Consider the following 25475-nt stretch of genomic DNA (forward strand, 5'->3'; position numbering starts at 1 on the left):
TTTTTAGCGATCGCTGGTTTTTGATCCTACCTCACCAAATCGCGTTGCTCCCGTCATAACCGCCTTGAAAGCCCAATGGTCTGATGGCACATCAGTAAAGGGATTCGGTAAAGTTTCTGCTTGATTCTGAACACAAGCATTCAAAACTTGATTCGATTTTGCTGGAGTGTCGGTACTAGGTTCTTGAGATTTAACAGGGGTAACAAAGCTAGTAGTAGCTAGCACTACGACTGTTGCCAGAAGTTTGCAGTTCATAATTTGAGTTTTTTAGGGATGGAAGTCTACCCTATGTTAGTTCCCAGGCTCTTGCCCAGGAACTAGAATAAACTCGCTGAGATTAAGCGTTAGAAAACATGGTAAGCATTACTAACATAACAACTAATGCACTGATCCAAAGAGCTAACGATCCCCAACTAACTGAATCTTTTTGTACTCTTTGCCAGAAATTGGTAACTAAGTTATTCCGAATTGCCATTTTATAACCTCCAATTTTTATTAAACTTGCATTGACTCAATGCATTAAGCCTGTATTGAGTAAATAAAAGTTAATATTTAAAGGTATCAGCCTTTATTTACTGAATCCCAGAGATTAACCTACAGAGATTTAAATTAATTCATGCAGCGAATGCCAATGCATGTGTCTCAACGCATTACTGAAACCTAAAAAACGAACAAAAATTTACAAAAAGATATTTTTGATGCTTAACTTGATTGTCTCATACGTAACTGTTTACACTGAAAAATTTGGTGATTTTGAGAGAATTCTTAACGTTTTATTAATTAGGTATAAAAGTTACTATTTTAAAATCATGAACTACTTAAGTATTGACTCTGTTTCGCTTTTACTCGTGATTTATCTAGACTTGAAAATAGACACAATTAACAGTAAAAAGATAGGTAAATAATGGTGCAACAAATAAGACATAATGAACCGCAATATATCTGTATCATTCCAGTTGAGAGAATTACAGCCAACCAAGACGAAGAAATCATGACCTTTGGAGCATCAGCCGACGATGCAAAAAAACAAGGTGAAGAATTGTTAGCATCTATCTATGGTTGTAATCAATCACAAGTTTTGGAATTAATCCAGCAAGCACGAATTGAAGCAATAGCTCAGTGGTGTGTCCCTCAAGAGCGCTAAAAATACTTATGACGGTGTTGGCAACAGCAAGTATTAGCAACCAAAATGGTATGCAAATATCCGGCTTACCTGTATGAAGGAGCAATGAATCTATGACCGATGCCAAGCAAACTTCGCCGCGCCGCCGTCGCTCTTGGGCAGAGCCATATAAAATCAAGGTGGTTGAGCCATTAAAAATTACTACTCGCGCTGAACGCGAACAGGCGATCGCCCAAGCCAGTTACAATACTTTTCTACTACGTTCTGAAGATGTCTACATTGATTTGCTTACTGACAGTGGCACTTCAGCCATGAGTGATTATCAGTGGGCAGGGATGATGCTGGGTGATGAAGCTTACGCCGGCAGCAAAAATTTTTACAACTTAGAAGCAAGTATCCAGAAGTATTACGGCTATCGTCATATTGTGCCCACTCACCAAGGGCGTGGTGCGGAAAACATCCTTTCGCAAATACTAATTAAACCAGGTGACTACATCCCTGGCAATATGTATTTCACCACAACCAGGTTGCATCAGGAATTGGCAGGTGGCACTTTTGTAGATGTGATTATTGATGAAGCCCACGATGCCCAATCGCTGCATCCATTCAAGGGTAATGTAGACTTGCAAAAGCTCACAAACCTAATCGAGCGAGTTGGGGCAGAACGTATTCCCTATATCAGTGTCGCTGCAACCGTGAATATGGCTGGCGGACAGGCGATTTCAATGGCTAACCTGCGGGCGGTACATCAGTTAGCCCAAACCTACGGTATCCGCATTATTCTTGATGCCACCCGCGCTGTAGAAAACGCTTACTTTATCCAGCAGCGAGAGGAAGATTATTCTAACCAGGCGATCGCCACTATCTTACATGAATTTTGCTCCTATACCGACGGCTGCACTATGAGCGGCAAGAAGGATGCACTAGTTAATATCGGCGGTTGGCTGGCTCTCAATGACTATCACTTTTACGAGGAAGCACGTAACCTAATAGTAATTTATGAAGGTCTACATACTTACGGTGGTATGGCTGGGCGAGATATGGAAGCGATGGCGCGGGGTATCGAAGAGTCAGTTAAAGATGATCATATTCGTGCCCGTGTCGGACAGGTTGAGTATCTTGGACAAAAGCTTTTAGATTGGGGTATTCCAATTGTTGTGCCCATTGGCGGTCATGCAATTTATTTAGATGCCAAACGCTTTTTACCGCAAATCCCCCAAGAACAATTTCCAGCACAACGTCTAGCAGCAGAACTGTATTTAGAGGCAGGTATTCGGGCAATGGAACGGGGTATAGTTTCAGCAGGGCGTAGTAAAGAAACAGGCGATAATTATTATCCAGAGTTAGAATTAGTACGTTTGACTATTCCACGCCGCGTTTACACCCAAGCTCACATGGATCTGACTGCTGAGGCAGTTGAAGAAGTTTATTATAATCGCGATCGCTTACGCGGACTCAAAATGATTTACGAGCCAAAATATCTTCGCTTTTTTCAAGCAAGGTTTGAATTGCTTTAGATGTAGTAAAGGCACTGAAATAGAAAAACTAATATAGAGAAGTGTAAAAAACAGCGCCGCACTACCAACTAAACTATGCTACCGTTCAAAACTTTGCTACGCGTCCGACACTATGAAATGGACGCCCTTGGGCATGTAAATAACGCTGTCTACCAAAATTATCTAGAACAAGCAGCCATTGAACACTCAGAATACCTGGGCTTAACTTTGGATGTATATCGGCAAGTAGGTGGCGTATTTGTGATGCGGCGGGTAGAAATTGACTATTTACGCCCAGCAGTGGCAGGCGATACTCTAGAAATCACTACCTGGTTGAAGGAAATGCGCGGGACTCGTGCCTTGCGATGCTACGAAATTCGTAAACAAAACCAAGATAATTTGTTAGTAACGGCAGAGGCGCTATGGGTTTGGGTGGATGCACAGACAATGCGCCCACGACCAATTCCCAGTGTCATGTTAGACAAATTTTTGCAAATCCAAAACCCAGGTGTTACAAGCTAAAAATGGTTTGTTATTCGCTATGTAATGAATCTTAATTCTTCTCATGAAAAACAAATGATTGATTTTTTACCCAGGTAATGCTGACGATCAAGAATACACAACTATGATGTTATAAGTGCAAAATTTAAATTTGTAGGAACTGCAATCAAAATTAGCTTAGTAAATCAGGATTTTCAAGTCACTATTATGGAGCAAAGTCAGCCACAACAGCGCCGTGTCGCCGATCAAGTATTTCAAGAATCTCTCGATCAATTGGAGGATATCTTACAAGAAAGTTCAACTGAGGATGAAGAAATCCCCCAAGCACAACTGCATACTAATAGTCTCAGTGAAGTCGAACTCGATCAAGACTTGACAGATATTGATTTAGCGGCTCTTGAGGACGCAGTTGCTGATATTGAACAATATCTCGAAGAAATAACAAAAACTAAAGAAAATTTATGAGTTATGAGTTCTAAGTTTTAACTCCTAACTCTTGACTTATTTGCCGCCGAGCTTCGTACAACATTAAAGCGGCTGCGATCGCCACATTCAAAGATTCCACCCCAGGACTCAAAGGAATTTTTACTTGTTTGTCTGCGATCGCTGCTAATTCTGCCGACAATCCAGCACCCTCATTTCCCAGTAAAATCAGACTGGGTTTGCGCCAGTCCACCTCCCAATAAGTTAAAGTCGCGCTGGGTAAGGTTGCCACTACCTGCATTCCTGCCTGCTGACTTTGTTGTACTGTAGCTTTTAAATCTTCGGTTACGGCTGTTGGTAGGCGAAACCATTGCCCTGCTGAAGCCCGGAGAACTTTGGGGCTGTCTAAATCTACACTATCTCCACTTACCCACAATCCTGATGCTCCAGCAGCAGCAGCAGCGCGGATCATCGTACCCAGGTTGCCGGGATCTTGCACTGTTTCTAAAGCCAGAATTATACCAGTAAATGGTAGTTGAGTTTGGTGATCGCTTCGTTTTGCCGTTGCAACCACACCATCCGGTTGGACTGTAGTAGCGATCGCATCCAAGACTTCTTTACTGACAATTTCGGCGCGATCGCATCGGCTACAAGCTTCTTCCCAGAGTGAAGAGTGGGCTGCTTGCCAATCTGAAGTACAACACACTGTTTCTAGTGGGTAATTTACCGCACAAGCTTCCTCTAACAGGTGTGTCCCTTCTAGTAAAAATAACTGCTGCTCGTGCCGCTCCTTGGTGGAGTGGAGTTTGCGGATTTGCTTGACTAGGGAATTTTGTAAACTGGTCAACATTAAAAAGTTAGGAGTTAAGAATTAGGAGTTAATTTAGTTTTCTTTCAACTCATAACTTCTAAGTCCTAACTTGCTAGTATGCGGAACCCGGGACTTGAACCCGGAAGCCTTGCGGCACTAGAACCTGAATCTAGCGCGTCTGCCAATTCCGCCAGTTCCGCTGGCAATTCTCCATTATTGCGTATTTTTTTACCTTTGTCAAGTTAAAGCATAATCCCTCGTTTAAGAGCCTCATACTGGAAACAAGTTTTTCAGGGGATTAGGTCGAATCAAAATATTAACTAAACTGTACAGCATTGATTTTTATAAAACACTTAAGTTATTTTACTGAGTATTTAATTTAGCTTAAAACTACTACTTGTTAGTTTATCTTTGGTAATTTTTTAAAATCTTAAAATGCTTACTGTTGCTTAATTACAGCCTGTGCTACTCACAAAAAAGCAATTTTTTTATGCAATATGCTGCTCTAAAATGTGGACAATTTGAATCTTTACTGTAGAATCAAAACCAACTTCAAACATATAAAATACGTATTACTTTTGGAGGTAGGCTTATCAATCCTTCTACCAGCTTACCAGATGTCAAAATTGCTCCAGAAGCAGACTCCTCAGTCTTGCAAATTTGGGGTGGGCATCGTTTGCGAGGTCATGTGAAAATTAGCGGGGCAAAAAATGCAGCACTGGTAATCATGGCTGGAGCCTTGCTGTGTCCGGGCGATTGTCGTATCCGCAATGTCCCCTTATTGGCGGATGTAGAGCGGATGGGTCAGGTATTATCGGCTTTAGGTGTAAGCTTAACGCGGCAAGGCGATATTTTAGACATCAACGCCAGCGAAATTAAAACATCAAAAGCTCCCTACGAACTAGTTACCCAACTGAGGGCGAGTTTCTTCGCCATTGGTGCCATTCTGGCAAGATTGGGAGTAGCGCAGATGCCCTTACCAGGCGGTTGCGCTATTGGGGCAAGACCAGTTGACTTGCATGTTCGAGGATTGCAAGCAATGGGAGCGGAAGTACAAATTGAGCATGGCATTTGTAATGCCTACGTCCCTGGCAGCAGCCGGAGATTAAAAGGTGCGAAGATTTACTTAGACATCGCCAGTGTCGGAGCTACGGAAAATTTGATGATGGCGGCTACCCTAGCAGAGGGTGAAACGATCATCGAAAATGCTGCCAGAGAACCGGAAGTAGTTGATTTAGCTAACTTCTGTAACGCGATGGGAGCGAAGATTAAGGGCGCGGGGACTAGCAGGATTATTATCGAAGGAGTTCCCAAGTTGCATTCTGTTGACTACAGTATAATTCCCGATCGCATTGAGGCCGGGACGTTTTTGCTAGCAGCGGCAATTACCCGTTCCGAACTTCTTCTCTCGCCCGTGGCTCCAGAACACCTTATACCAGTGATTGCCAAGCTGCGGGATATTGGAGTGAAAATAATTGAGGAAAAGCCTGAACACTTACGCATTCTACCGGCAGAAACTCTCAAGGCAACGGATATTGAAACTCAATATCATCCAGGTTTTCCCACAGATATGCAAGCGCCATTCATGGCTTTGCTGACATTGGCCGAAGGCGACAGCGTGATTAACGAATCTGTCTTTGAAAATCGCTTGCGTCATGCCTCAGAGTTAAATCGCTTGGGGGCAGACATTCGTGTTAAAGGCAACGCTGCTTTCGTTCGAGGAGTACCGAAATTGTCTGGCGCACCAGTATTAGGTACAGACTTACGAGCATCTGCAGCCCTAGTCATAGCAGGACTGGCAGCAGAAGGAAAAACGACAATTCAAGGATTACAGCACCTTGATCGCGGCTATGATCGACTTGATGTGAAGTTGCAGCAATTGGGCGCTAAAATCCTCCGCGTGGGCGAAACATCAGTAGATTCAAAAATCGCTCCCAGCATCAGTAGCCTTTCAAGTTGAAGAAGAGGCAAGGGAGCAGGGAGCAGGGGGGATGGAAAAGAGGAATTGGGGCAGGGTGCGCTTTGCTGAGGAAAGAGGAATTGAGGACAAGGGAAAAGACTTGTTGCAAATTCTCACCTCTTGTCACCTAGTCTCCCCTGCTCCCCTGCTTCTTCATTTCCCCCTGCCCCCTGCCTCTTGGTTGAGACTGAGGCAACAACAAGCAAAATGAGGGAGACAAGGTAAAATTTTCTCCCCCTGTTTCACCTGGGCAGCCTAGTTAAATCGTTATACTAACTGTGTATGGCTGTTTATTTAATCAGCCAGATTCCATAGTTAGTTGTGTTTTTTATAGCTTGCTGCACTATGTCCTTTTTTAAAACCCCGCTAATTGGTTTAAAAGCTGACTCATTTCGTCATCCATTAGACCTGGAAGCTACCAAAACGCTCAAGCAAATACCAGGCATAGATATGTTGGTGCGAAATTGGCTTGGACCAATGGCAGAGCAGGTTTTTTATGTGGAAAATATTGCCTCCAGCATTCTGGTGGGTGAAAAGCAACTGCCCGATTTATACAGGCTGTTGTTAGATGCCTGTAAAATCCTGGATATAGAGCCTCCCCAGTTGTACGTCCGGCAACATCCGGCTCCCAACGCCTATACTTTTGCAGTGCGAGGTAAGCAGCCGTTTGTTGTGTTACACACATCCCTGATTGATATCCTCACGCCAGAGGAAATACAGGCAGTAATTGCCCACGAGTTAGGGCATCTCAAGTGTGACCATAGCGTTTACTTGACTCCTGTAAATTTATTAATATTAGCTGCGGCGATTGTGCCCAATGTTGGAACTTTCGTTGCTCAAGCGATACAGGCACAGCTTTTAGAATGGGTACGCTGTGCTGAGTTTACCTGCGATCGCGCCGCATTACTAGCAACCCAAGACCCCAAAGTTGTCATGTCAGTATTGATGAAACTGGCGGGTGGTTCCCCCACCTTAGCGCCACAACTGAATCTTGAAGCCTTTGTTGCCCAAGCCCGCGCTTACGATGATATCAGCAAGACCGAACTAGGTGAAATGGTCAAAGCTGCCCGCACAGCCCAATTAACCCATCCAGTGCCAGTGCTGCGGGCGCGAGAAATTGACCGTTGGGCAAGCAGTACAGAATATCAATCTTTAATCCAAAGTCATGGACTGAAGTCTACAAGTAATGAAGTTGCACCCAAAGGCGGATGGCGAAACTGGTAGAACGACTAATGAAATTTGGTTATGTAAATTAAATGTGTTTTAACTTACAATACTCCAGATGATTCGCTCATGCGTTGGCGCAGCCCGTCGTAGACATCGCACTTACTAAAGTTCTTTAGCCAAAGTGTGGGCGATTCACTGTGATGTAAAATACTGGTACAGCCAAAAAATCAGCTAATGACCAGGTTTCCTTACGACCAATTCGCCAAAGACTATCTTAAAGAATTGTTACAAGCATTGGGAGAAGTGGAAACAAGTCGGAAAGTTCCAGCCCAAATCCGAGAGATTGATGTTTATTTTGTACCTTTACCCCAATCGACAAATACAATAGAATTAGGGCTGTTAGGAAAATTTGCGGCTGAACCTGCATTAGTTGAACCATTTAGAAATGCAGCTACAATTGCGGAGATCCGTAGTTGCATGAATAAGTTATTTGATATCTTTTCTGAATTTAAACGTCAAGCTAAAGGTGATAAAACTAGACTTGTAGAATCAGAATTACCACGTTTGTGGATTTTATCACCCACGGCTTCTGAATCTATATTAGATGGTTTTAGAACTAACCTAGATGAAAAAAATTGGGGAAGAGGAGTAAATTTTTTAGGCGATTATTTTAGAACAGCAATTGTGGTAATTCACCAACTACCGTGTACAGAAGAAACACTATGGTTGAGAATTTTAGGTAAGGGAAGAGTCCAGCAACAAGCAATAGACGAACTAGAAGCACTTCCCCAAAATAATCCCTTACGTTCCAAAGCAATTGATTTATTATTGAATTTAAAGACTACCTTAGAATTCAATCAAAATATAGATGAGGAGGATAGAGATTTAATTATGCGCTTATCACCTATTTACGAGCAAAAATTAGCAGAAGTTAAACAAGAAGGAATTCAAGAAGGAATTCAAGAAGGAATTCAAGAAGGAATTCAAGCAGAACGTCGTAATGTTATAGAAAATTTGTTACGAGTTCGCTTTGGTTCTTTAGATGCAGAACTAAGAGGAATTACTGAAGCTTTATTGGCATTATCTCCAGAGGAATTTACTCCTTTATTGCTGCAACTATCTAAAGAAGAATTATTAAATAGGTTCCTTTAGAAGAACTCAGTCGGAGATACTGGTTTTCCACCTTTACTAAGAAATCGATGATTACTTAGGAACGTGAATTAAATAAAATGCAAAACTTTATCAATTATCTAGCTTCCCTCTCGAATATATCGGAGAGGGATTGAGGGTGAGGTAAGCTGTCGGACATAAATTGTATGTTATTTAATTATTATTCCTTAAGCTTCTTCAATCGGACAATCGGATTAAAAAACATCCCATTGCTTAACCCACAGCCTCTACCATGACAGTTGTACCCAGCGACCATCGTTTTCTTCAACCTATAAATCTGTTTGAGTACGAAAAACTTGCAAAAGAGCATCTCTCTCAAATGACGCTTGACTATTATAGTAGTGGTGCTTGGGATGAAATCACACTACGGGATAATCGTGCTGCCTTTGAGCGAGTCAAACTACGACCTCGTGTATTAGTCAATGTTAGCGATCGCAATCTTACTACCTCCATTTTAGGACAACCCCTGCAACTACCTTTGTTAATTGCGCCGATGGCTTTTCAATGTCTAGCTCATCCTGATGGAGAAATCGCCACGGCTCTAGCTGCGGCATCAGCTGGAGTGGGCATGGTGTTAAGTACAATGGCCACAAAGAGCATTGAAGAAGTGGCAAGTGCATCTGATAATTTTCCAGATTCTCTGCGATGGTTCCAGCTTTACATCCATAAAGATCGGGGATTAACTCGTGCTTTGGTAGAAAAAGCCTATAAAGCAGGCTACAAAGCACTTTGTCTAACTGTAGATGCACCTGTTCTCGGACAGCGAGAAAGAGATAGACGTAACGAGTTTGCCCTACCCTCAGACTTACATCTGGCTAATCTCGCCACAATATCAGGGCTAGATATTTCCCATGAAAAAGGTGAATCTGGATTATTTACCTATTTTGCCCAACAGCTAAACCCAGCAGTAACTTGGGACGATTTGGAATGGTTGCAGTCTTTATCTCCACTACCTTTAGTCATCAAAGGAATTTTACGGGGAGATGATGCTGTTCGGGCTGTAGAATATGGAGCCAAAGCAATTGTTGTTTCCAATCATGGTGGCAGACAACTCGATGGTGCGATCGCTTCTTTAGACGCTCTAGCTGAAATAGCAGCAGCAGTGGATGGTAAAGTGGAAGTACTGTTAGATGGAGGCATCCGTAGGGGCACAGACATTCTCAAAGCTCTGGCATTAGGAGCAAAAGCAGTACTGATCGGACGACCCATTTTATGGGGACTAGCAGTAGCAGGACAAGTTGGTGTATCTCATGTCATATCACTGCTACAAGATGAGTTAAATCTGGGAATGGCACTTAGCGGCTGCGCCAAACTACAGGATATTGACCCTAGTTTATTGATCCTGCCACGCCTGTAAGCCAAAAAATTCTTAAACCTAAATTATTCCAGCAAAACTTTGAAAATAAATTTTCAAACTTGTTACAAAATCACTTAATCACAGTATACTAGTTAAGGTTGGATATATGGGCGGGTGGCGAAATTGGTAGACGCACCACACTCAAAATGTGGCGGCCTTGCGGTCATAGGAGTTCGATTCTCCTCCTGCCCACTACCAAACAAGTACGAGAGATAAAAAAGTTATGCAGCTGAAAAGATGGGAGTCTCCCCGTAAAGAAGGCAGGAATGACAAAGGTAGAGGCGGTTCTGCAAGAAAGAGGCAACTTAAAAAACAAAGGCAAATGTTACGACAAAGACTCAAAGAAGCTAACAACCCAGAGAATAACAAAAACAATAGAGCAGGGGAAGATAAATTTATCTTCCCCTTATTTTTTGGGCTTTTATTTCAGAAAAAAATAAAATTTAGGGATGTTTCAATATATAGACTAAGGGAACTCCAAGAAATAAATTATCCAATCTTGTAGGGTGGTCCGATAAGCCCGCCCAGTTTATATGGCGATCGTGTCGTCCACCCCACAATAAATAAAAATAATTGAATATTTTTTATTTGTCAGTCCCTAAATTAAATTTGTAATAAATTTGGAAAGTCATAATAAAAAACTATTAGCCATTCTTTAAAAGATACTAATTTGAATTAGACCTCTTAAGCGCATATTTACGTATCAAAATCGGCAAGCTGAGTGTCTGGTATTGCACCTTATGTAGTTAAGGCAAGTATAAAGTACTACGTATTGTTATAGGAGTTTATCACAATTGTAATGCTTGCATGAACAAACCAAAAATTAATTATGAAGGAAGTATGAATTTTGTCAAGCAGCGTCTGAAATCCCTAGCTTAAAACAGTAAACTAGGACACAGTAGTAAAAAAATTCTAACATTAACGGTTAAGTCAAAAGTATACTAAGAAAGCAATTGTATCTCCATGTGTTAACTTCCAACGATCACACAAGGCTACAAAAAGTCAGGAGTCATTTCATCTGAATTATTGAATATTCGGAATGGTCTAGGTAATCTATGGATTTTTTTCTTAGACACAGGAGTTATTGATGGTGGCAAGAGTGCTTCTACCTACTAAAAAAGTACTGGATTTTCCCATTACTGCTTTACGCTTTGACGATCAAGTACAAACAATGCTGAAGTGGGCGAGGAGACGTGAAAGTAAAACTGTATATGTAGCCAATGTACACATGCTCATTGAAGCTCATTGGAATCCAGCGTTTGCTAGCGTATTACGAAATGCAGACATAGTTACTCCTGATGGTATGCCTCTAGTATGGATGATGCGAAAGATGGGAGTGCTTCATCAAGACCGTGTGGCAGGAATGGATATTTTCTTAGCATTGTGTCACCTAATTCAAACACAAAATCTTAGTATTTTCTTTGTAGGTTCCCAAACAGAAGTTCTTTCTCGGATGCGAAAAAGGTTAGAACAGGAATTTCCGCAGATGAATATTGCGGCGATGGAACCTCTACCCTTTCGCCCTCTGACTGAAACTGAAGACGAAGCTTTGGTTCAAAAGATTAACTCTAGTGGTGCTAGCGCCGTATTAGTATCTCTGGGATGTCCTAAGCAAGAAAATTGGATAGCTCAACATAAGGGTAAGATACAAGCTGTAATGATTGGACTGGGTGGAGTTTTCCCAGTTTATGCAGGAATTCACAAGCGGGCACCCCGCATAGTTCGAGACTTAGGGCTTGAATGGCTGTATCGATGGATTCAAGAACCACGCCGACTTTGCGGCCGCTATGCTAAAACTATTCCACTATTTATATGGCTAGCTACGAAGCAACTACTATCATCAAGTCGTATTGCAGCAGTCTTCCTTCACGAGACTGGGGATTAAGAAAAAGCAAAGAGAATATGTATTCTGTGGAACACAACATTATTGAGACACATATCAACTCAGTAACCAAAAAATCAAAAATTTTATGTTGTCTTAACCACTGATTAGCAAACTTAGATACCACTTAAAACCAGAAAGTATCAGTAACAGGGCGTTTTATATAAAAATTCAATAGGCTGGATCATCAGTAAATTTTATGCTAATAGTTTCTTGAATTGCTGCCAATTTACAAGAAGATTGTGGTAAACTCTTCTATGAAGAATTACTTAAGCTCAAAAATATTTTCTTCACGATAATCATTGCCTTACGCAGTTTTTATGTTATTTTCCGAGTAAAAAATTTTGATTATAACTAAAACCTAAATCAAATAAGGTGTAGTTGATTGGCGTGAAAATAAATAATTCAGATGCTCATAGCTAGCAATATCAAAGCTATATACTCTAGGTTCTTTCATCGGTAAATTATGTAATGGAATCACCTAAAGATTCATCAAACTTACGACAAAAAGCTGTTAAAAGTGTAATTTGGACTGTTATAGAAAGTTGGGGACGCCAACTAGTCTCTTTAGTTGTTTTCTTTATTTTAGCTCGTTTACTTAATCCAGAAACTTTTGGTTTAATTGCTTTAGCATCTATATTTATTGAATTTGTACAAATTTTTGTTGATCAAGGATTCTCTGTAGCAATTATCCAACGTCAAGAGATAGATTCAGAGCATTTAGACACTGCATTCTGGACAACTTTAGGAATCAGTATACTTTTAACTGTATTAAGTGTTGCTGGCGCTGGATTAGCAGCTGATTTCTTTAAACAGCCGCAGTTAGTACCAATCATTCAATGCTTATCTATAAGCTTTATATTTAATGGATTGAGCAGCGTGCAGCAAGCGGTTCTTGAACGTAAGTTTGCCTTCAAAAGTTTAGCAATTCGCTCACTATTGGCAGTGATGATAGGTGGAATAGTTGGCATTTGGATGGCTTTTTTAGGTTTTGGCGTTTGGAGTCTCGTAGGTCAACAATTATCAGGTAGTTTTATACAGGTTATAGTCTTGTGGCGAGTTAGCGATTGGCGACCAGGATTCCAATTTTCTAACATACATGTTAAAGAACTTTTTAGCTTTGGAATTAATATATCTGCGTTTAACATAATTAACTTTTTCAATCGCCGAGCCGATGACTTATTAATTGGCTACTATCTAGGACTAGTTGCATTAGGTTATTACTCGGTTGCCTATAAATTGCTGCTAGTAATGATGCAGGTTTTAATCAGTACTACAACTAAAGTTGCACTACCCATTTTTTCTAGGTTACAGGCAGAACCAGAACGATTACTAAACGCTTTCTATACTGCTACTCAGTTCACAAGTCTCATTGCCTTTCCAATATTTCTTTGTGTACCAGCATTAGCAACTGAATTTATAAAAGTATTTTTTGGTGAGCAGTGGATTCAGAGCATTCCAGTATTGCAAATACTATCTCTTATTGGCCCTGTTCATCTAATTTTCTTTTATAACAATTCTGTAATTCTGGCGCTAGGCAAACCTTCGTGGAGGCTATGGATACAAGTGATAAATACAGTTACTAATGTCATTGGTTTTGCTCTGGTAGTAAAATTAGGTATTGTAGCGGTTGCTTCTGCTTATGTAGTTCGTGGTTACCTCATATTACCTATTTCGTTATTAGCTATTAATAAACTTGTTAAGATAAATTTAAATAACTATCTGCGTTTATATATAGTACCTTTAGTAGCTTCTGGATCAATGATTGTAACTATATTAACTACTAAATATTTATTAGGAAAATTTCTTGAAGCATGGATGTTACTAACTATTTCAGGGATATTCGGAATCTCTATTTATATTCTTACTCTTTCAGTAATATCGCCCAAGCTTTTCAGACAGGTACTTGAATTAGGAGAAAGTTTGAATATCAAAATTAAAACAAAAGTATAACTTTGTTACGTAGGAATAATAGCGAATTTCAATATAAATATATATTGATGAATTAATTTAATATACATCAAGCTATGATAGGTTAACGAAAAAATCAAATCTATCTAATCTAATAAAACTAATTAGTTAAGACAAAATTCATAGTTTATCAGTTTATCAAAGGGAGCAAAGATGAAAATCGGAATTCTAACTTTTCACCATGTAGACAATTACGGAGCAACACTCCAGGCTTGTGCTCTTTGGAGTTTTCTTAACAGTCAAGGCTATGATGTTGAAATAATAGACTATCGGCCTCTTAAAATAGCATGGATGTATTTCAGAGCTTTACTTCCGATCAAAAGGGTAAAATCTAGCACTAGTCAAACTAAGAAAATTCGGATTAATGAAAAATCTTTGATTTATATTTCAAGATATTGGAAGATGAGACGTTTCCTGCTTTCTCATGTTAAGTTAAGCAATAAAAAATTTTATGATAAAAAAGGCTTGAAATACTATCAGGATAAATATGATGTAGTAATATGTGGCAGTGACCAAATATGGTGTATAGATTCCTTTAGAGGATATAATTCTTCTTTCTTTTTAGATTTTGTTAGCTATAAAACTACTCGTAAGATAAGTTATGCAGCAAGTTTTGGTAATACAACAAAATTAGGGTCTTATCAAAAAGAAATATATACATTAATTAATCAGTTTCAAACTATTTTAGTTCGTGATTCTAATAGTTTAGAAATTATTGCTAATGAATGTAATAAAAAAGCGATAAAAGTTTTAGATCCTACTTTTTTAATTAAGTATGATACGCTTAAAAAATCGCCAAAAATGACGAATAAATATCTTCTATTATATATTCAAGCTGACATACAACCACAGGAAGAAGAGTTTATCAAATTCCTGGCAGAAGAGCAAAATTTAATTATAGTTTCAGTCGGTAGAGATGAACCGCTAGCACAAATAAATTTAGAAAGTGCTAGTCCAAAAGAGTGGATTGGATTACATAGTGAAGCTTCTTATATTGTAACTAATACTTTCCACGGCACTGTATTTTCTATTATTTTTAATAAACCTTTTACGGTATTTCTTCCTAGTGATAAATCGAATAAGGTAAGAGATTTGCTTAATGATTTTGGCTTAACCAACCGTATATTTTCGGAGAAATTAAAACCTCAATTATTCAGCAAGGAAATATTTGATATTAACTATGAATCAGTATCTACAATATTAGAATCAAAAATTATGGAATCAAAAAAGCATTTAATTGAAGCTATTTTACAAGGGAGCGATCAATAGGAAAAATAATGTTTAATGAAAGCAGAAATAAAGAATAACTAATGTTTATAAAATAGGGTATTTTATGAGTGTACTGTGTTTGCTAAATGGCAAGCCAACTGTTTATCTTTATCTAAAATCTAAAAGGAGTAGAAAGAATTAAGATGTCTAATTTAAAGATTGAGTCTTTAACATCAAACAGTCTTTCGCACTATAGAACACAACATTACTTTGAGCGAGTAGGAGAGATCAATAGTGTAGATGACCTTCAGGAATACTGTAATTGGGCCAAAGAAAACAAAGTAAAGATTTATATAATTGGAAATGGCTCTAACACGCTGTTTGTTAAAAAAAATATCCAATCATTGATACTGAAAAATAAACTACCTAAGTACACAAATCCTTTACCTAATAACAGACTTGAAGTATCTTCTTCTGCTTCAGTGATGGAAGTATTAAAGTATTGTTATCAAAACTCCATGAATTCTTTCTATTATCTTGCATCTGTACCAGCAACTATTGGTGGTGCATTAGCAATGAACGCTGGTAGAGGAAGACAACATGGATGTACAATATATGACTTTGTTGAAAGTGTAACCTTCTTTGAGGATGGATGTATAAAAACACTTGAAAATAGTCAAATTGTACGAGATTATCGAGAAACTATGTTTACTGGTATACACTCAAAACTGATATTGAGTGCAATTTTCAAGTTTGAACCAACAGAATTTACCGAAAATCCTCTAACTTCAAGGCAAATTTGGGCAAAAGAACATCAAGATAATACAGCACCTAACTGCGGCTCGGTATTTAAAGCTGCTAACTATGCAATACTTGAAAAGCTCAAAGGTCTATCTATAGGTAAATCTATGTTTTCAGCTAAAACTAGTAACTGGATACTCGCTAAATCACAAAGTAGCTATTCAATAATTATGCTGATTAAAATAGCTAAAATTTTGCATTTTATAACTCGACAAAAAATTGCTCTTGAACTAATTACCATTGATTAATTAGTTGCTGCCAAAATACTACATAATGCCTAAAGTTTGAGTTTTTTGCGAAAATTAAGTTACAGATATAACTTTAACTATCGCTGAAGCTTTTGCCTGTGGTCTAGCTGTACTGATGTCCAGATTAGGTAACATCGTATAAATTGTAGAGGATGGAGTAACTGGTTTACCTTTTGAAGCAAAGCTAAATATGTTCCTGAAGCAAATATATTAGCAGCTAATGGCACTTTAGCAACAAGCCCTGGATAAGATAAGAGAAATCAAAAAATTAAATTACTCAATTCCTCTATCAAGATGACTATTAATACCGTTCGGTTAAGGAATTTTTGGGTTGAGGCAGGCAGGGAAAGAAAAGAATTTCTGAACAATAACCCTCTTTCTTTCCTCAATAACCTTCCCTGCCTCTCCGATTTATTATTTTTAGTATAAGGATATACTCTGATTATCTGCCAAAGCCATTCATACTTAAACAGACCAGAAGCAGATGTAGATGCGAAGGCATTACAGGTATCATGCTCGTTAAACTTTCTGCCTTTGCCTGTTTGCGTAAACTTAACTTGAAGTGTAGGAATTTAAATCAATCAATTTTCTACTTTAAAAACCCTTTGTCTGAAATTAACTATAAAAGTACTTGACAATAACCTAGGTCTAACTGTTATATTAAGTAGAGTAAAGTTGTTGGGGCGTAGCCAAGTGGTAAGGCAGCGGGTTTTGGTCCCGCCATCCCTAGGTTCGAATCCTAGCGCCCCAGTAAACCAAAAGACAGGCATAACAGCCTGTCTTGTGAAGTGTTTAATTAAATTTTTAAGATGCATCTCAATGCATCTAAGCCTGTAAATGTTACTTATCAGGCGATTTGAGAGCTTGATCCAGAGTCTGCCGAGCCTGTTCTGCTTTAAATCGCGCTTCTTGGTAACGCACATTAGCTTGGGCAAAATTTTTGAGAACTTTAAAACCTTCCTTGAGTCGAGTAATTTCCTCTTCTGTCACCGATTCGTCGGTGAACAGAACATCAACCGCTTTGCGAATTTCCAAAGCTTCATCTCGTGATTCTTGAACTTTCAGCTTGAGTGTAGCCAGGTTACTTAGAACCTGGACAGCTTGTGTAATGGTATCCTCACCGCTAGCAGTATCAATAGTTGACTCTTTAACCTCAATTAATTGTTGAGGGCCAAATCCTTCTTCTAGTTCCGTGGGTAGCTTTCCTGAATCCATCAGTTCCATCAGCTGATCCATTGCTTTATCACGGGCTTTTGCCGAATCTTTTCCAGAAACAGTAAGGATAATTTCTGGGCTTTGAGCGAGAGTATACTGAACCATATTTGAGCAGAAAATTTGCTGGTTAACCAAGCTGAGGCAAACAATTATAACATACTGTGTGTCCGTTTATTTATTGGTAAACATACTTGTCGGTTTGCCTAATTTATGTATTTTCTATATTTAATAATTCCTGCTTCATCCCTGCTCCTGCCAAGTCGCTTCAAATAAAACTTTATACTTAAGAAAGGCAATTAAGTTTCAATAGGAGGGGAGAGCAATGGCTCCTAGTCCCACCATCATGCAAGCTGTGGAAAAACTGGGCTACCGTGTCACTGTTGGTGATGTGGCAATCCAGGCAGGATTGAATGTCGCTGAAGCTAATCAAAGCTTGTTAGCCTTAGCATCTGATGCTGGGGGACATTTGCAAGTAGCAGATTCAGGTGATATAGTTTATCTTTTTCCACAAAACTTTCGAGCAATTTTGCGTAATAAATACTTCCGGTTACGATTGCAAGAATGGTGGAAAAAAGTCTGGAGTGTTCTGTTTTACCTGATTCGCATTTCTTTTGGAATTTTCTTAACTGTTTCCATCGCCCTGATAACTATTACCATTTACATTATCATTACTTCTACCAATTCAGACCGTAACGGAGACAATCGGGGCACTAGTTTCGGCGGTGGGGGGTTCTATTTTCCAAATTTATTCTGGTATCTTAGCCCAAATTATGATACGCACTATCAGGAACGACGACGTGAGAGGCGAGAAGAAAGCAATCTGAATTTCTTTGAAGCTGTGTTTTCGTTTTTGTTTGGCGATGGTAATCCTAACACCAACTTAGAAGAACGTCGGTGGCAAGAAATTGCTACGGTTATTCGGAATAACCGTGGTGCAGTGGTAGCGGAACAAATTGTCCCATATTTGGATGATATTGGCGAGGGATATACAAGAGAGTACGAAGATTATATGTTGGCTGTTCTGACGCGATTTAATGGGCAACCAGGGGTAAGCCCAGAAGGGCAAATTGTTTATTATTTCCCAGAGTTGCAGGTGAGTGCAGTTAAAAAGCCCCGTTATGCAATATCAGATCACTTGGAAGAATTTCCTTGGCGTTTTAGTGCTGCAAGTTCAGGGCAAATTATGCTCAGTGCTGGGTTGGGCGTATTAAATTTTGTTCTTGCCTTAGTACTGGGAAGTTTGTTGAAAGATGGCACTGTTACCGTCCAATTAGGTGGACTGGTAGCTTTTATGCAAGGAATTTATTGGCTGCTATTGGTTTATGGAGCAGGTTTCTTAGGTATACCGTTATTGCGTTATTTCTGGATTCAGTGGCGTAATCGCAAAATAGGCGATCGCAATCGCGATCGCCTTTCCAGATCAAGGCTATTGGCAAGTCCTGATGCACCTTTGCAACAAAAAATCGACTATGCTCAACAATTTGCCAAAGAAAAAGTTATTAGCAAGGAAGATTTAGTGTATTCTAGCGAAACTGACTTACTTGACCAAGAAGTTGAGCGTTCCGCAAAAATTGACGCTGAATGGCAAAAACGCTTGGAACGCGGGAGTGGAGAATAGGAAGCAGACGGGTAGGGGAGACAAGGTGACAAGGGAAATAATCAATACCCCATGCCTAATACCCAATCCCCAATCCCTAATCCCCGATTATTTCGCCTGAATTGGTGTTAAGGCTACACCTTGATAATAATGTCCCAAAATTTGCAAGTGGTTTACTCCCTGCCGAGCCAGATTGTACGCCCCCCATTGACTCATGCCCAAACCATGACCGAAGCCAAGCCCTTGAAGTATAAAACTACCATCGCCTCCCTTAGTGACGCTAAAACGGGTACTTTTTAACTTGAGGGCTGTCCGCACTTCCTCGCCCTGTAACACCTTCGTACTTTTGTTACCGACAATTTTCAAGACTTTAACACTGCCAAAAGGCGAGAATGTTTCTGGAATCATTGCCGTCACACTGCCAACTTCAGGGAATTTAGCGCTAATCTCACTGGGCGAGAAGGTTTTCACCCAATTACACTCGCGGATATTTTGATCGTAATCTTGAACAGCACGTAGGTAAGGTTCGCTGCTTCCCCAAACATCTTCAACATTTTCGGTATGCCCCCCAGAACAAGCGTGGAAAACTGAGAGAATAATCCGGTTTTTGTAAGTTAATACCTGTCCTGCTGTTTCATCAACTGCTTTGTAAGTCGCAGGAGCTTCACTGATAACGCCTTTGTAAATTTGCCAGCGATCGGGGGTATTGCCTAAATCGTAAACGGGATTACTTCGTTGTTTTTCTCGCTCGTAGAGGGCATAGGTGCGAGCTGCGATCGCCTGGGCTTTTAAAGCTTCTTGGGGCCAGCTAGCATCCATTTCGCCACCAAGAACACTGTAGAGATACTCTTGATCATCAACCCAGTTAACAGCCGTTAAGCCTTTGTCTGTGGGGACAACCAGAGTTCTACCCCGATACCAGCGATCGCCAATATAAACGAATCCTTTACCTGTTGGCTCAATCCAAAATAAACCAGACTGCCACTTATCTAAAGCAACTCCGCCAGGAATAGCTTGGGCATAATATGCACTCATCGCTGGTAACTGTCCGAGAGTTTGGCCGGTACTATCCTTGACGATTCCAGTGGTGGAACTGCCCACTTTTACCTGATTAACGCCCCTCTCAATTGCCACACGCAGAATTACAGACGCTTGAACTGGGGCAACCAAAGCAATCCACAAGAAGACACTTACCCACCAATGACGTACTTTAATCTGGGAAAATAAAAAGCCTAAGTAAAGTTGGAATTTCATGCTGATCATCTAATCACATTAGTATCTAATTGACGCTCCGAACTATGGCGTCTACTACTTTAAGATGAGACAGTTCTCCAACGCAGGAGGTTGCCACCTCCTACTAATTATGCATTTTGCTTTAGCTATAGGGTAATTTTGTTCCACAAATAAATTTGCTTGCCCTCAGACCTGATTTAAATTTTGAATCTTCAATTCAAAACTTAAAATTCGCTAAAGGAGTTAGTGATTTTACCCTTGAGCAACTGTTGTCAGCAGTAATGTAACTGACAACCTTTAACCTTTTTTCTCAAACTTACACCTGTCAATGTGTCAATGGCTTCAACCCCAGTCAACTCAAGCGAATGGAAAACCAGCCTTGGCAGGACGTGATTCGCTACGACTTCAGTGCCATTCAAAAAATTGATCCCCACGGCATTTTGCCCAAATTGATTGAGGCTCGCTTCTGTCTGGAAGAGCAACAACTTACCCCCACTCTATCGAATACACCCCTACGGCGAAACCCAACTTCAAACTTAACGCCCTGGCGATCAAGACTGGGAATGGGCGAAGAAACTATTCCGTTATACTGAATTTATCTACCATGAAACGCGATCGCACTTAGCCCGCACCCACTTAAATATTGATTAGTACGCAATGGCGTTTTATCGCAACGTCATCAACAATCCCATTCAGAAGTTACTCGAACCCCATCTTGAAATCGTCCTGAATATGAATACACGCGGGGTATTTGCCATTCTGGGATACAAGGATAAGGATGGCAAAGATGTAGATGGTGCGATTACCTTCCTCTCCTGTTTAGATATTGACAATATGTACATCCTGCCAAAGCAGGAGTTGAGTAATTCCACTTACTCCAACAGTCATCCGCGATCGCAATTTCTGCCAGATTACATTACCAACAACCACTTTGACCGCAGTGCAGCAACAATGTGGCACATCATCACTGGGTATGTTATTCGCTTCTTTGCCAATAACCGTGCAGGCATTCAAACTTACTGGGCCTAAATTTTGGGTATGTCTGAAGACCTCAGTGCCAACACCATTTTTAAAGGGGAATTATCGGGGAGAAAACCCTATTTAGGCGATCGCATTGAAGAAGAGGCAGGGGTGTATCTGTCTGATTTTATTCTTGTTTGACTTTTCTATTTCAGTAATTACTGATTGTTACACTTCACGGTGCGGAATGTGGGGTGTAGGCATTCTCTAAAAGAGGACGCGAGGACTAATTTCCCCGCGTCTTCTTCAGCCTACGATGCCAATAAATTTTTAGAATTGCTCACTTCATTAGCGATAATTCCAATTAAATTCAATTTACTCAAAATTTCTGTTGCTTGAATCAGTTCAGTTTGGGTCACTTTCCCCATGCGCTCTACCATTACGATCCCATTGCAAAAAGCTGCCACAATTCTGGCATCAACTGTACCTAAAATAGGTGGAGCATCTATCAATACTAGGTCATAACTTTGCTCAAACAACTCAATTAGTTCTTTCATCCGTTGAGAACTGAGCAACTTCACCGTGTCTTCTGCTTCAGGTCCAGCAGTCAAAATATCAATGCAGGGGTGAATAGGCTGGATGTAATCTTGAAAATGAGTTGTCGTCTCATCAAGTAATAACAGAGATAGTCCCCATTCATTGGATAGTTCCAAGATTTTGTGCAGGCTAGGATTATGTAAATTAGTATCAATAACTAATACCCGTCGATGCATTCGGGTAGCGCTAGCTACAAGCCCTAATACTAAAGTTGTCTTCCCTTCCCCTGGTAGTGCTGAAGTCAACATTAATGACTTGAAAGGTAAGGGATATTTTAATATTTGAATATTTTGGTAGATCATGTCCAGGGTTTCATGGACAGGTAATCTAGTACTGGCTTCTACTATAGAGTAATCTGAGTTTCGTCGCCCATTCCAAGGCAGGGCCAGCCGCCGCTTTTTGACATTACATGACGGTAGTTTTGGTACTGACCCCAATACACGTAGATTGGTCAGTTTCTTTAAATCTCCAACACAATAAATAGCGTCATTAAACTTTTCCAAAATCAGGGCTGCTAAGATACCTAGAATCGGCCCAATTACTGCCCCTCCAACCAAAAATAATAATCTGTTGCTCCCCATATAAGTACCCAGAGCAGGTTCTGCCAAAACTTGCCAGCTATATCCTTCCTGAGCAATTTTCAAACCTAAAGACTGTTGCGCTTGAAGTAATTGTTCAAGGGTTTTACGACTAGTTTCCACCTTTGGCAGCAGACGGTTATACTCTGCTATTAAGCTTGGGTATTTGTTTAACTCAGAGCGAAGTCGCTGTTCTGACTCGGCTAGATTCTTTTCATTAGCAGTTAGTCCTAAGACAGTTGTCTGTAGCAAAATTAACTCGTCTACTAGCTTTGGCTCAACCCCTAGCATTTGCTCTTTTAAAAGCGGTTCTCCCTTACTGCTAGTAGTAATAGTTTTCACCTCTTGTCGTAATAGCGACAGTTGACTTTGGCGTTGCTGCTTTAGTTTCTGTACCGATGGGTAATCGTCTGTATAGCGCAGCCGCTCCTTAGCTAACGCTAGTTCAGTTTTTTGAATTTCACTCAATAGTGTTTGGTAACGACTTGACTGATTTAAACGAGAAGAAATCAGTGCATTCTGCTGAGACGAGGAGGCTATTTGTTGCTCTAGATTCTCGTAGCGAACATTTACATCTTGAAGGTGGGCACGAGTACTTTGTAGCTGTTTTTGAATATCAGCTAGAGATTCTAGCAGGATTTTACTTTGGACTTCGGGATCGAGTAATTTATGTTTATTGCGAAACTGTTCCAAATTTTTCTCAGCTTTACTCACCTCTTTTTTTATTTCAGGTAGGCGAGCATTTACAAAAGCCAGTCCTTGATTGAGACGTTCTTTTTGTTGCTCTTTATTATAGTTTTGATAGACTTTTTGTAGAGCTTGAAGTACTCTTTGCGTTTTGACTGGATCGTCATTATTGAAGGAAACCTTAAATAATTGACTAAAAACTTTATTAACTCCTATACCTCCCTCTTCTGGAGTCACTTCTAGAGGTGCTTTTTTGTTCTGTTCTATTTGACCATTGATATCCTTTAAGGTAATATCAGGATAATCAGAATGAAGTAAATCTACGGCTTTCTGAAGCAACTTAGAACTCAGCATAAGTTTCATCTGAGTAGTGGAATCAACAACTTGAGAATTTGGTTCAGTAACCTTGGTGTCTACGCTTTCTGGAATATTATTTGACTGTGTGCTTTCAGATAAATTGGAATTCACCAATATCCGCATATTGCTCTGGTAAGTAGGTTTGGCAATGAAAGCTAGGAAGCTAGCAGTTGACATAACTACACAGGAAACCCCCAATATCAGCAAACGTCGGCGAAGCAAAATAGTAGATATTTGTCTGATGTCAACTGCGCCTTGTGCTGAAGTAGTAATCTGTTGCTCTTGATTCAGACTAGTCTTAGCCACTATCAAACTCCTCTAATATCGAAACACTATATTTATTTGGAAGATTTATGAAAAATGTGGAATGTTTTTTTATACCTGTAGCTGTAATAGCATACTTAATTATTCTTCCAATAATGACAAGCTCACTTGGCACAATATTATGCCAATTGGCGCTTTCATGTTCATCAATTCATGCATAGAAATTCTTAATCAGTGTTGGAAGAATAAATTTTTAATAAATATTTTATTTAAGGAATAAAAATCTTGACGAAAAATTAATTATTTTTCTTAAGTATAAAATTCTCTGATCTACAATAGTACTATCCTATTAAAGTTATTTTAATAACTTGTAATATAAGAAATACATTGATAAAAATATCTAACTCATAGTAGTTGTAGATTATTGATACACTTAGTGAAACGTAAATTATTAGGTAACTATTTGACTTACTCCTCAAGGCAAACTGCTGTCTATTTGCTAGACGTTATAAATTAGACTACTAAACTCCAAGATAGAGCCTGGTTAATTCTAGATTAGAAGGGTTCAATAGGAAATCTAAAATCAAAAATTTAAACGCTTACCTTGGTTAAATCTACTTCCCGCCGCCTGGGTACTTCATGAATCATGAAATCATAAGCCATGTCAGTACGGGGAAAAATAGCACGGGCTTCCTGAAGAAGATCCTTCAATTCCAAGGTATTGCCAGGAGCATAGCGGGGACTGAAATGGCTCATAATCAGTCGATGTGCCCCAGCAGCTAAAGCTGTTTGCGCTGCCATTGTAGTTGTGGAATGTAACCGCTGAAAAGCCATGTCTGCATCTTGATGAGCAAAGGTTGCTTCGTGAATTAATACATCTGCATCTTTTGCCAATTCCACTGCACCATCACAATAAATTGTGTCCGTACAATAGGCAATTTTTCGACCAATTTCTGTAGGACCGCATAATTGAGTGCCATCAATCACCCGTCCGTCCGTAAGCGTCACTGTTTCACCGCGCTTAAGTTGACCATAAACCCGACCAGGAGGAATTTGCAACGCCTTGGCTTTTTCAATATCAAAGCGTCCTGCTCGGTCTTTTTCGGCTACGCGGTAGCCGAAAGCTGTAATGCGATGATGCAAATTACCGCAGCTAACGGTGAAGTCATCGTCTTCATAAATTACCCCTGGACGGATGGCATGGACTTTAATGGGATAGGAAAAGTGTGTGTAGGAGTAACGGGAGGCGGCTTGAATGTAATCATTTAATCCAGGTGGGCCATATATATCAATCCGTTCCACATTGCCAGCCAAGCCGCAAGTAGCAAGAAGTCCCATCAAGCCAAAGATGTGGTCGCCGTGCATGTGAGTGATAAAAATTCGCGAGAGTTGGCTAATTTTCAGTTCACTCCGGATAATTTGATGCTGGGTGCCTTCGCCACAGTCAAATAACCACAGTTCTGCCCTTTGAGGTAATCTCAGGGCGACACTCGAAACATTGCGCAATCGCGTGGGTACACCGGAACTTGTACCTAAGAATGTTATCTGCACAGGTTCTTTAATCTTCCTATTGCTACAATTTGCTGCTCTATTTTCTATAGTGACACGCTTAATAAGCAAAATACTTTTGAGAGGAAGTCGCTTTTTAAACCCAACACCCAATAAAGATTATAAGGCTTACACAAAAATTCTCTAACAAGCATAATTTATTGAACCGCGAAGACGCTATCACTAGATAATTATCCACACAACTAATCCCATTAGTTAATTGTTTAATTCTTTTACGGATAGCATTTCTATCCTAATCCTTTTTAGGAAAAACAAAAGCCTCCTCATTGTGATGAGAAGGCTTTTTGTTAGTATAAAGA

General features: G+C 39.9%; 23 protein-coding genes and 3 tRNA genes. 19 read left to right on the forward strand and 7 right to left on the reverse strand.

Annotation, left to right across the window (positions count from 1 at the left end; all coding sequences use genetic code 11):
• Positions 1-3 precede the first annotated feature (3 nt).
• Positions 4-255, reverse strand: a complete 252-nt coding sequence (locus ACFE90_RS17085; protein WP_375502525.1) for a hypothetical protein — start codon at positions 253-255, stop codon at positions 4-6.
• A gap of 649 nt (positions 256-904) precedes the next feature.
• Here ACFE90_RS17085 and ACFE90_RS17090 point away from each other — a divergent pair.
• From ACFE90_RS17090 to ACFE90_RS17105, 4 genes are all read left to right on the forward strand, one after another.
• A complete protein-coding gene (locus ACFE90_RS17090) occupies positions 905-1144 on the forward strand; it encodes a hypothetical protein (RefSeq protein ID WP_375502527.1) in 240 nt (79 codons plus the stop codon).
• Between the two features lie 92 nt (positions 1145-1236).
• Complete coding sequence (locus ACFE90_RS17095; protein ID WP_375502529.1) at positions 1237-2640, forward strand: tyrosine phenol-lyase; 1404 nt, start codon at positions 1237-1239, stop codon at positions 2638-2640.
• Between the two features lie 75 nt (positions 2641-2715).
• Entirely contained in the window at positions 2716-3141 is a 426-nt protein-coding gene (locus ACFE90_RS17100; protein ID WP_375502531.1) for an acyl-CoA thioesterase, read from the forward strand.
• 186 nt (positions 3142-3327) lie between these two features.
• A complete protein-coding gene (locus ACFE90_RS17105; RefSeq protein ID WP_375502533.1) occupies positions 3328-3585 on the forward strand; it encodes a hypothetical protein in 258 nt (85 codons plus the stop codon).
• Between the two features lie 10 nt (positions 3586-3595).
• On the opposite strand, the gene ACFE90_RS17110 is transcribed toward ACFE90_RS17105, so the two are convergent.
• Complete coding sequence (locus ACFE90_RS17110; protein WP_375502535.1) at positions 3596-4393, reverse strand: TrmH family RNA methyltransferase; 798 nt, start codon at positions 4391-4393, stop codon at positions 3596-3598.
• A gap of 79 nt (positions 4394-4472) precedes the next feature.
• Positions 4473-4554: transfer RNA gene (locus ACFE90_RS17115), tRNA-Leu, on the reverse strand.
• Between the two features lie 392 nt (positions 4555-4946).
• On the opposite strand from ACFE90_RS17115, the gene murA reads away from it, so the two are divergent.
• The 11 genes from murA to ACFE90_RS17170 all read left to right on the forward strand — a co-directional run bounded on the left by murA (position 4947) and on the right by ACFE90_RS17170 (position 16870).
• Positions 4947-6314: a UDP-N-acetylglucosamine 1-carboxyvinyltransferase gene (murA, locus tag ACFE90_RS17120; protein ID WP_375502569.1), complete on the forward strand. Its 1368-nt coding sequence runs from the start codon at positions 4947-4949 to the stop codon at positions 6312-6314.
• A 345-nt stretch (positions 6315-6659) separates the two neighbouring features.
• Complete coding sequence (locus ACFE90_RS17125) at positions 6660-7538, forward strand: M48 family metallopeptidase (RefSeq protein ID WP_375502537.1); 879 nt, start codon at positions 6660-6662, stop codon at positions 7536-7538.
• A 177-nt stretch (positions 7539-7715) separates the two neighbouring features.
• Entirely contained in the window at positions 7716-8633 is a 918-nt protein-coding gene (locus ACFE90_RS17130) for a hypothetical protein (RefSeq protein ID WP_375502539.1), read from the forward strand.
• 250 nt (positions 8634-8883) lie between these two features.
• A complete protein-coding gene (locus tag ACFE90_RS17135) occupies positions 8884-10008 on the forward strand; it encodes an alpha-hydroxy acid oxidase (RefSeq protein WP_375502541.1) in 1125 nt (374 codons plus the stop codon).
• A gap of 108 nt (positions 10009-10116) precedes the next feature.
• Positions 10117-10200 (forward strand) — tRNA-Leu (locus ACFE90_RS17140).
• A 31-nt stretch (positions 10201-10231) separates the two neighbouring features.
• A complete protein-coding gene (locus ACFE90_RS17145; RefSeq protein WP_375502543.1) occupies positions 10232-10513 on the forward strand; it encodes a hypothetical protein in 282 nt (93 codons plus the stop codon).
• A gap of 582 nt (positions 10514-11095) precedes the next feature.
• Positions 11096-11893: a WecB/TagA/CpsF family glycosyltransferase gene (locus ACFE90_RS17150; protein WP_375502545.1), complete on the forward strand. Its 798-nt coding sequence runs from the start codon at positions 11096-11098 to the stop codon at positions 11891-11893.
• 468 nt (positions 11894-12361) lie between these two features.
• Complete coding sequence (locus ACFE90_RS17155; RefSeq protein ID WP_375502547.1) at positions 12362-13843, forward strand: lipopolysaccharide biosynthesis protein; 1482 nt, start codon at positions 12362-12364, stop codon at positions 13841-13843.
• A 171-nt stretch (positions 13844-14014) separates the two neighbouring features.
• The gene (locus ACFE90_RS17160) at positions 14015-15130 is read left to right on the forward strand and encodes a polysaccharide pyruvyl transferase family protein (protein WP_375502549.1); all 1116 of its coding nucleotides are present in this window, start codon (positions 14015-14017) and stop codon (positions 15128-15130) included.
• 143 nt (positions 15131-15273) lie between these two features.
• The gene (locus ACFE90_RS17165) at positions 15274-16119 is read left to right on the forward strand and encodes an FAD-binding protein (RefSeq protein WP_375502551.1); all 846 of its coding nucleotides are present in this window, start codon (positions 15274-15276) and stop codon (positions 16117-16119) included.
• 679 nt (positions 16120-16798) lie between these two features.
• Positions 16799-16870: transfer RNA gene (locus ACFE90_RS17170), tRNA-Gln, on the forward strand.
• 89 nt (positions 16871-16959) lie between these two features.
• Here the strand turns inward: ACFE90_RS17170 and ACFE90_RS17175 are convergent.
• Positions 16960-17439: a hypothetical protein gene (locus ACFE90_RS17175; RefSeq protein ID WP_375502553.1), complete on the reverse strand. Its 480-nt coding sequence runs from the start codon at positions 17437-17439 to the stop codon at positions 16960-16962.
• Between the two features lie 217 nt (positions 17440-17656).
• On the opposite strand from ACFE90_RS17175, the gene ACFE90_RS17180 reads away from it, so the two are divergent.
• The gene (locus ACFE90_RS17180) at positions 17657-18952 is read left to right on the forward strand and encodes a hypothetical protein (protein WP_375502555.1); all 1296 of its coding nucleotides are present in this window, start codon (positions 17657-17659) and stop codon (positions 18950-18952) included.
• 87 nt (positions 18953-19039) lie between these two features.
• Here ACFE90_RS17180 and ACFE90_RS17185 read toward each other — a convergent pair whose 3' ends face one another.
• On the reverse strand, positions 19040-20185 hold the full coding sequence (locus tag ACFE90_RS17185) for a SpoIID/LytB domain-containing protein (RefSeq protein ID WP_375502557.1): 1146 nt from the start codon (positions 20183-20185) through the stop codon (positions 19040-19042).
• Positions 20186-20529: 344 nt separating this feature from the next.
• Here ACFE90_RS17185 and ACFE90_RS17190 point away from each other — a divergent pair, with 344 nt between their 5' ends.
• The 3 genes from ACFE90_RS17190 (at position 20530) to ACFE90_RS17200 (ending at position 21325) form a co-directional block, all read left to right on the forward strand.
• Positions 20530-20757 carry a hypothetical protein gene (locus tag ACFE90_RS17190; protein WP_375502559.1) on the forward strand — a complete coding sequence of 76 codons (228 nt, stop codon included), beginning with the start codon at positions 20530-20532 and terminating at the stop codon, positions 20755-20757.
• Between the two features lie 64 nt (positions 20758-20821).
• Positions 20822-21193 carry a hypothetical protein gene (locus ACFE90_RS17195; RefSeq protein ID WP_375502561.1) on the forward strand — a complete coding sequence of 124 codons (372 nt, stop codon included), beginning with the start codon at positions 20822-20824 and terminating at the stop codon, positions 21191-21193.
• Positions 21194-21202: 9 nt separating this feature from the next.
• The gene (locus ACFE90_RS17200; RefSeq protein WP_375502563.1) at positions 21203-21325 is read left to right on the forward strand and encodes a hypothetical protein; all 123 of its coding nucleotides are present in this window, start codon (positions 21203-21205) and stop codon (positions 21323-21325) included.
• Positions 21326-21435: 110 nt separating this feature from the next.
• On the opposite strand, the gene ACFE90_RS17205 is transcribed toward ACFE90_RS17200, so the two are convergent.
• A complete protein-coding gene (locus ACFE90_RS17205; RefSeq protein ID WP_375502565.1) occupies positions 21436-23649 on the reverse strand; it encodes a GumC family protein in 2214 nt (737 codons plus the stop codon).
• A 549-nt stretch (positions 23650-24198) separates the two neighbouring features.
• Entirely contained in the window at positions 24199-25158 is a 960-nt protein-coding gene (locus tag ACFE90_RS17210) for a ribonuclease Z (protein ID WP_375502567.1), read from the reverse strand.
• Between the last annotated feature and the right edge of the window lie 317 nt (positions 25159-25475).

The sequence above is a fragment of the uncultured Nostoc sp. genome (assembly GCF_964245445.1).
Classification (GTDB): Bacteria; Cyanobacteriota; Cyanobacteriia; order Cyanobacteriales; family Nostocaceae; genus Nostoc.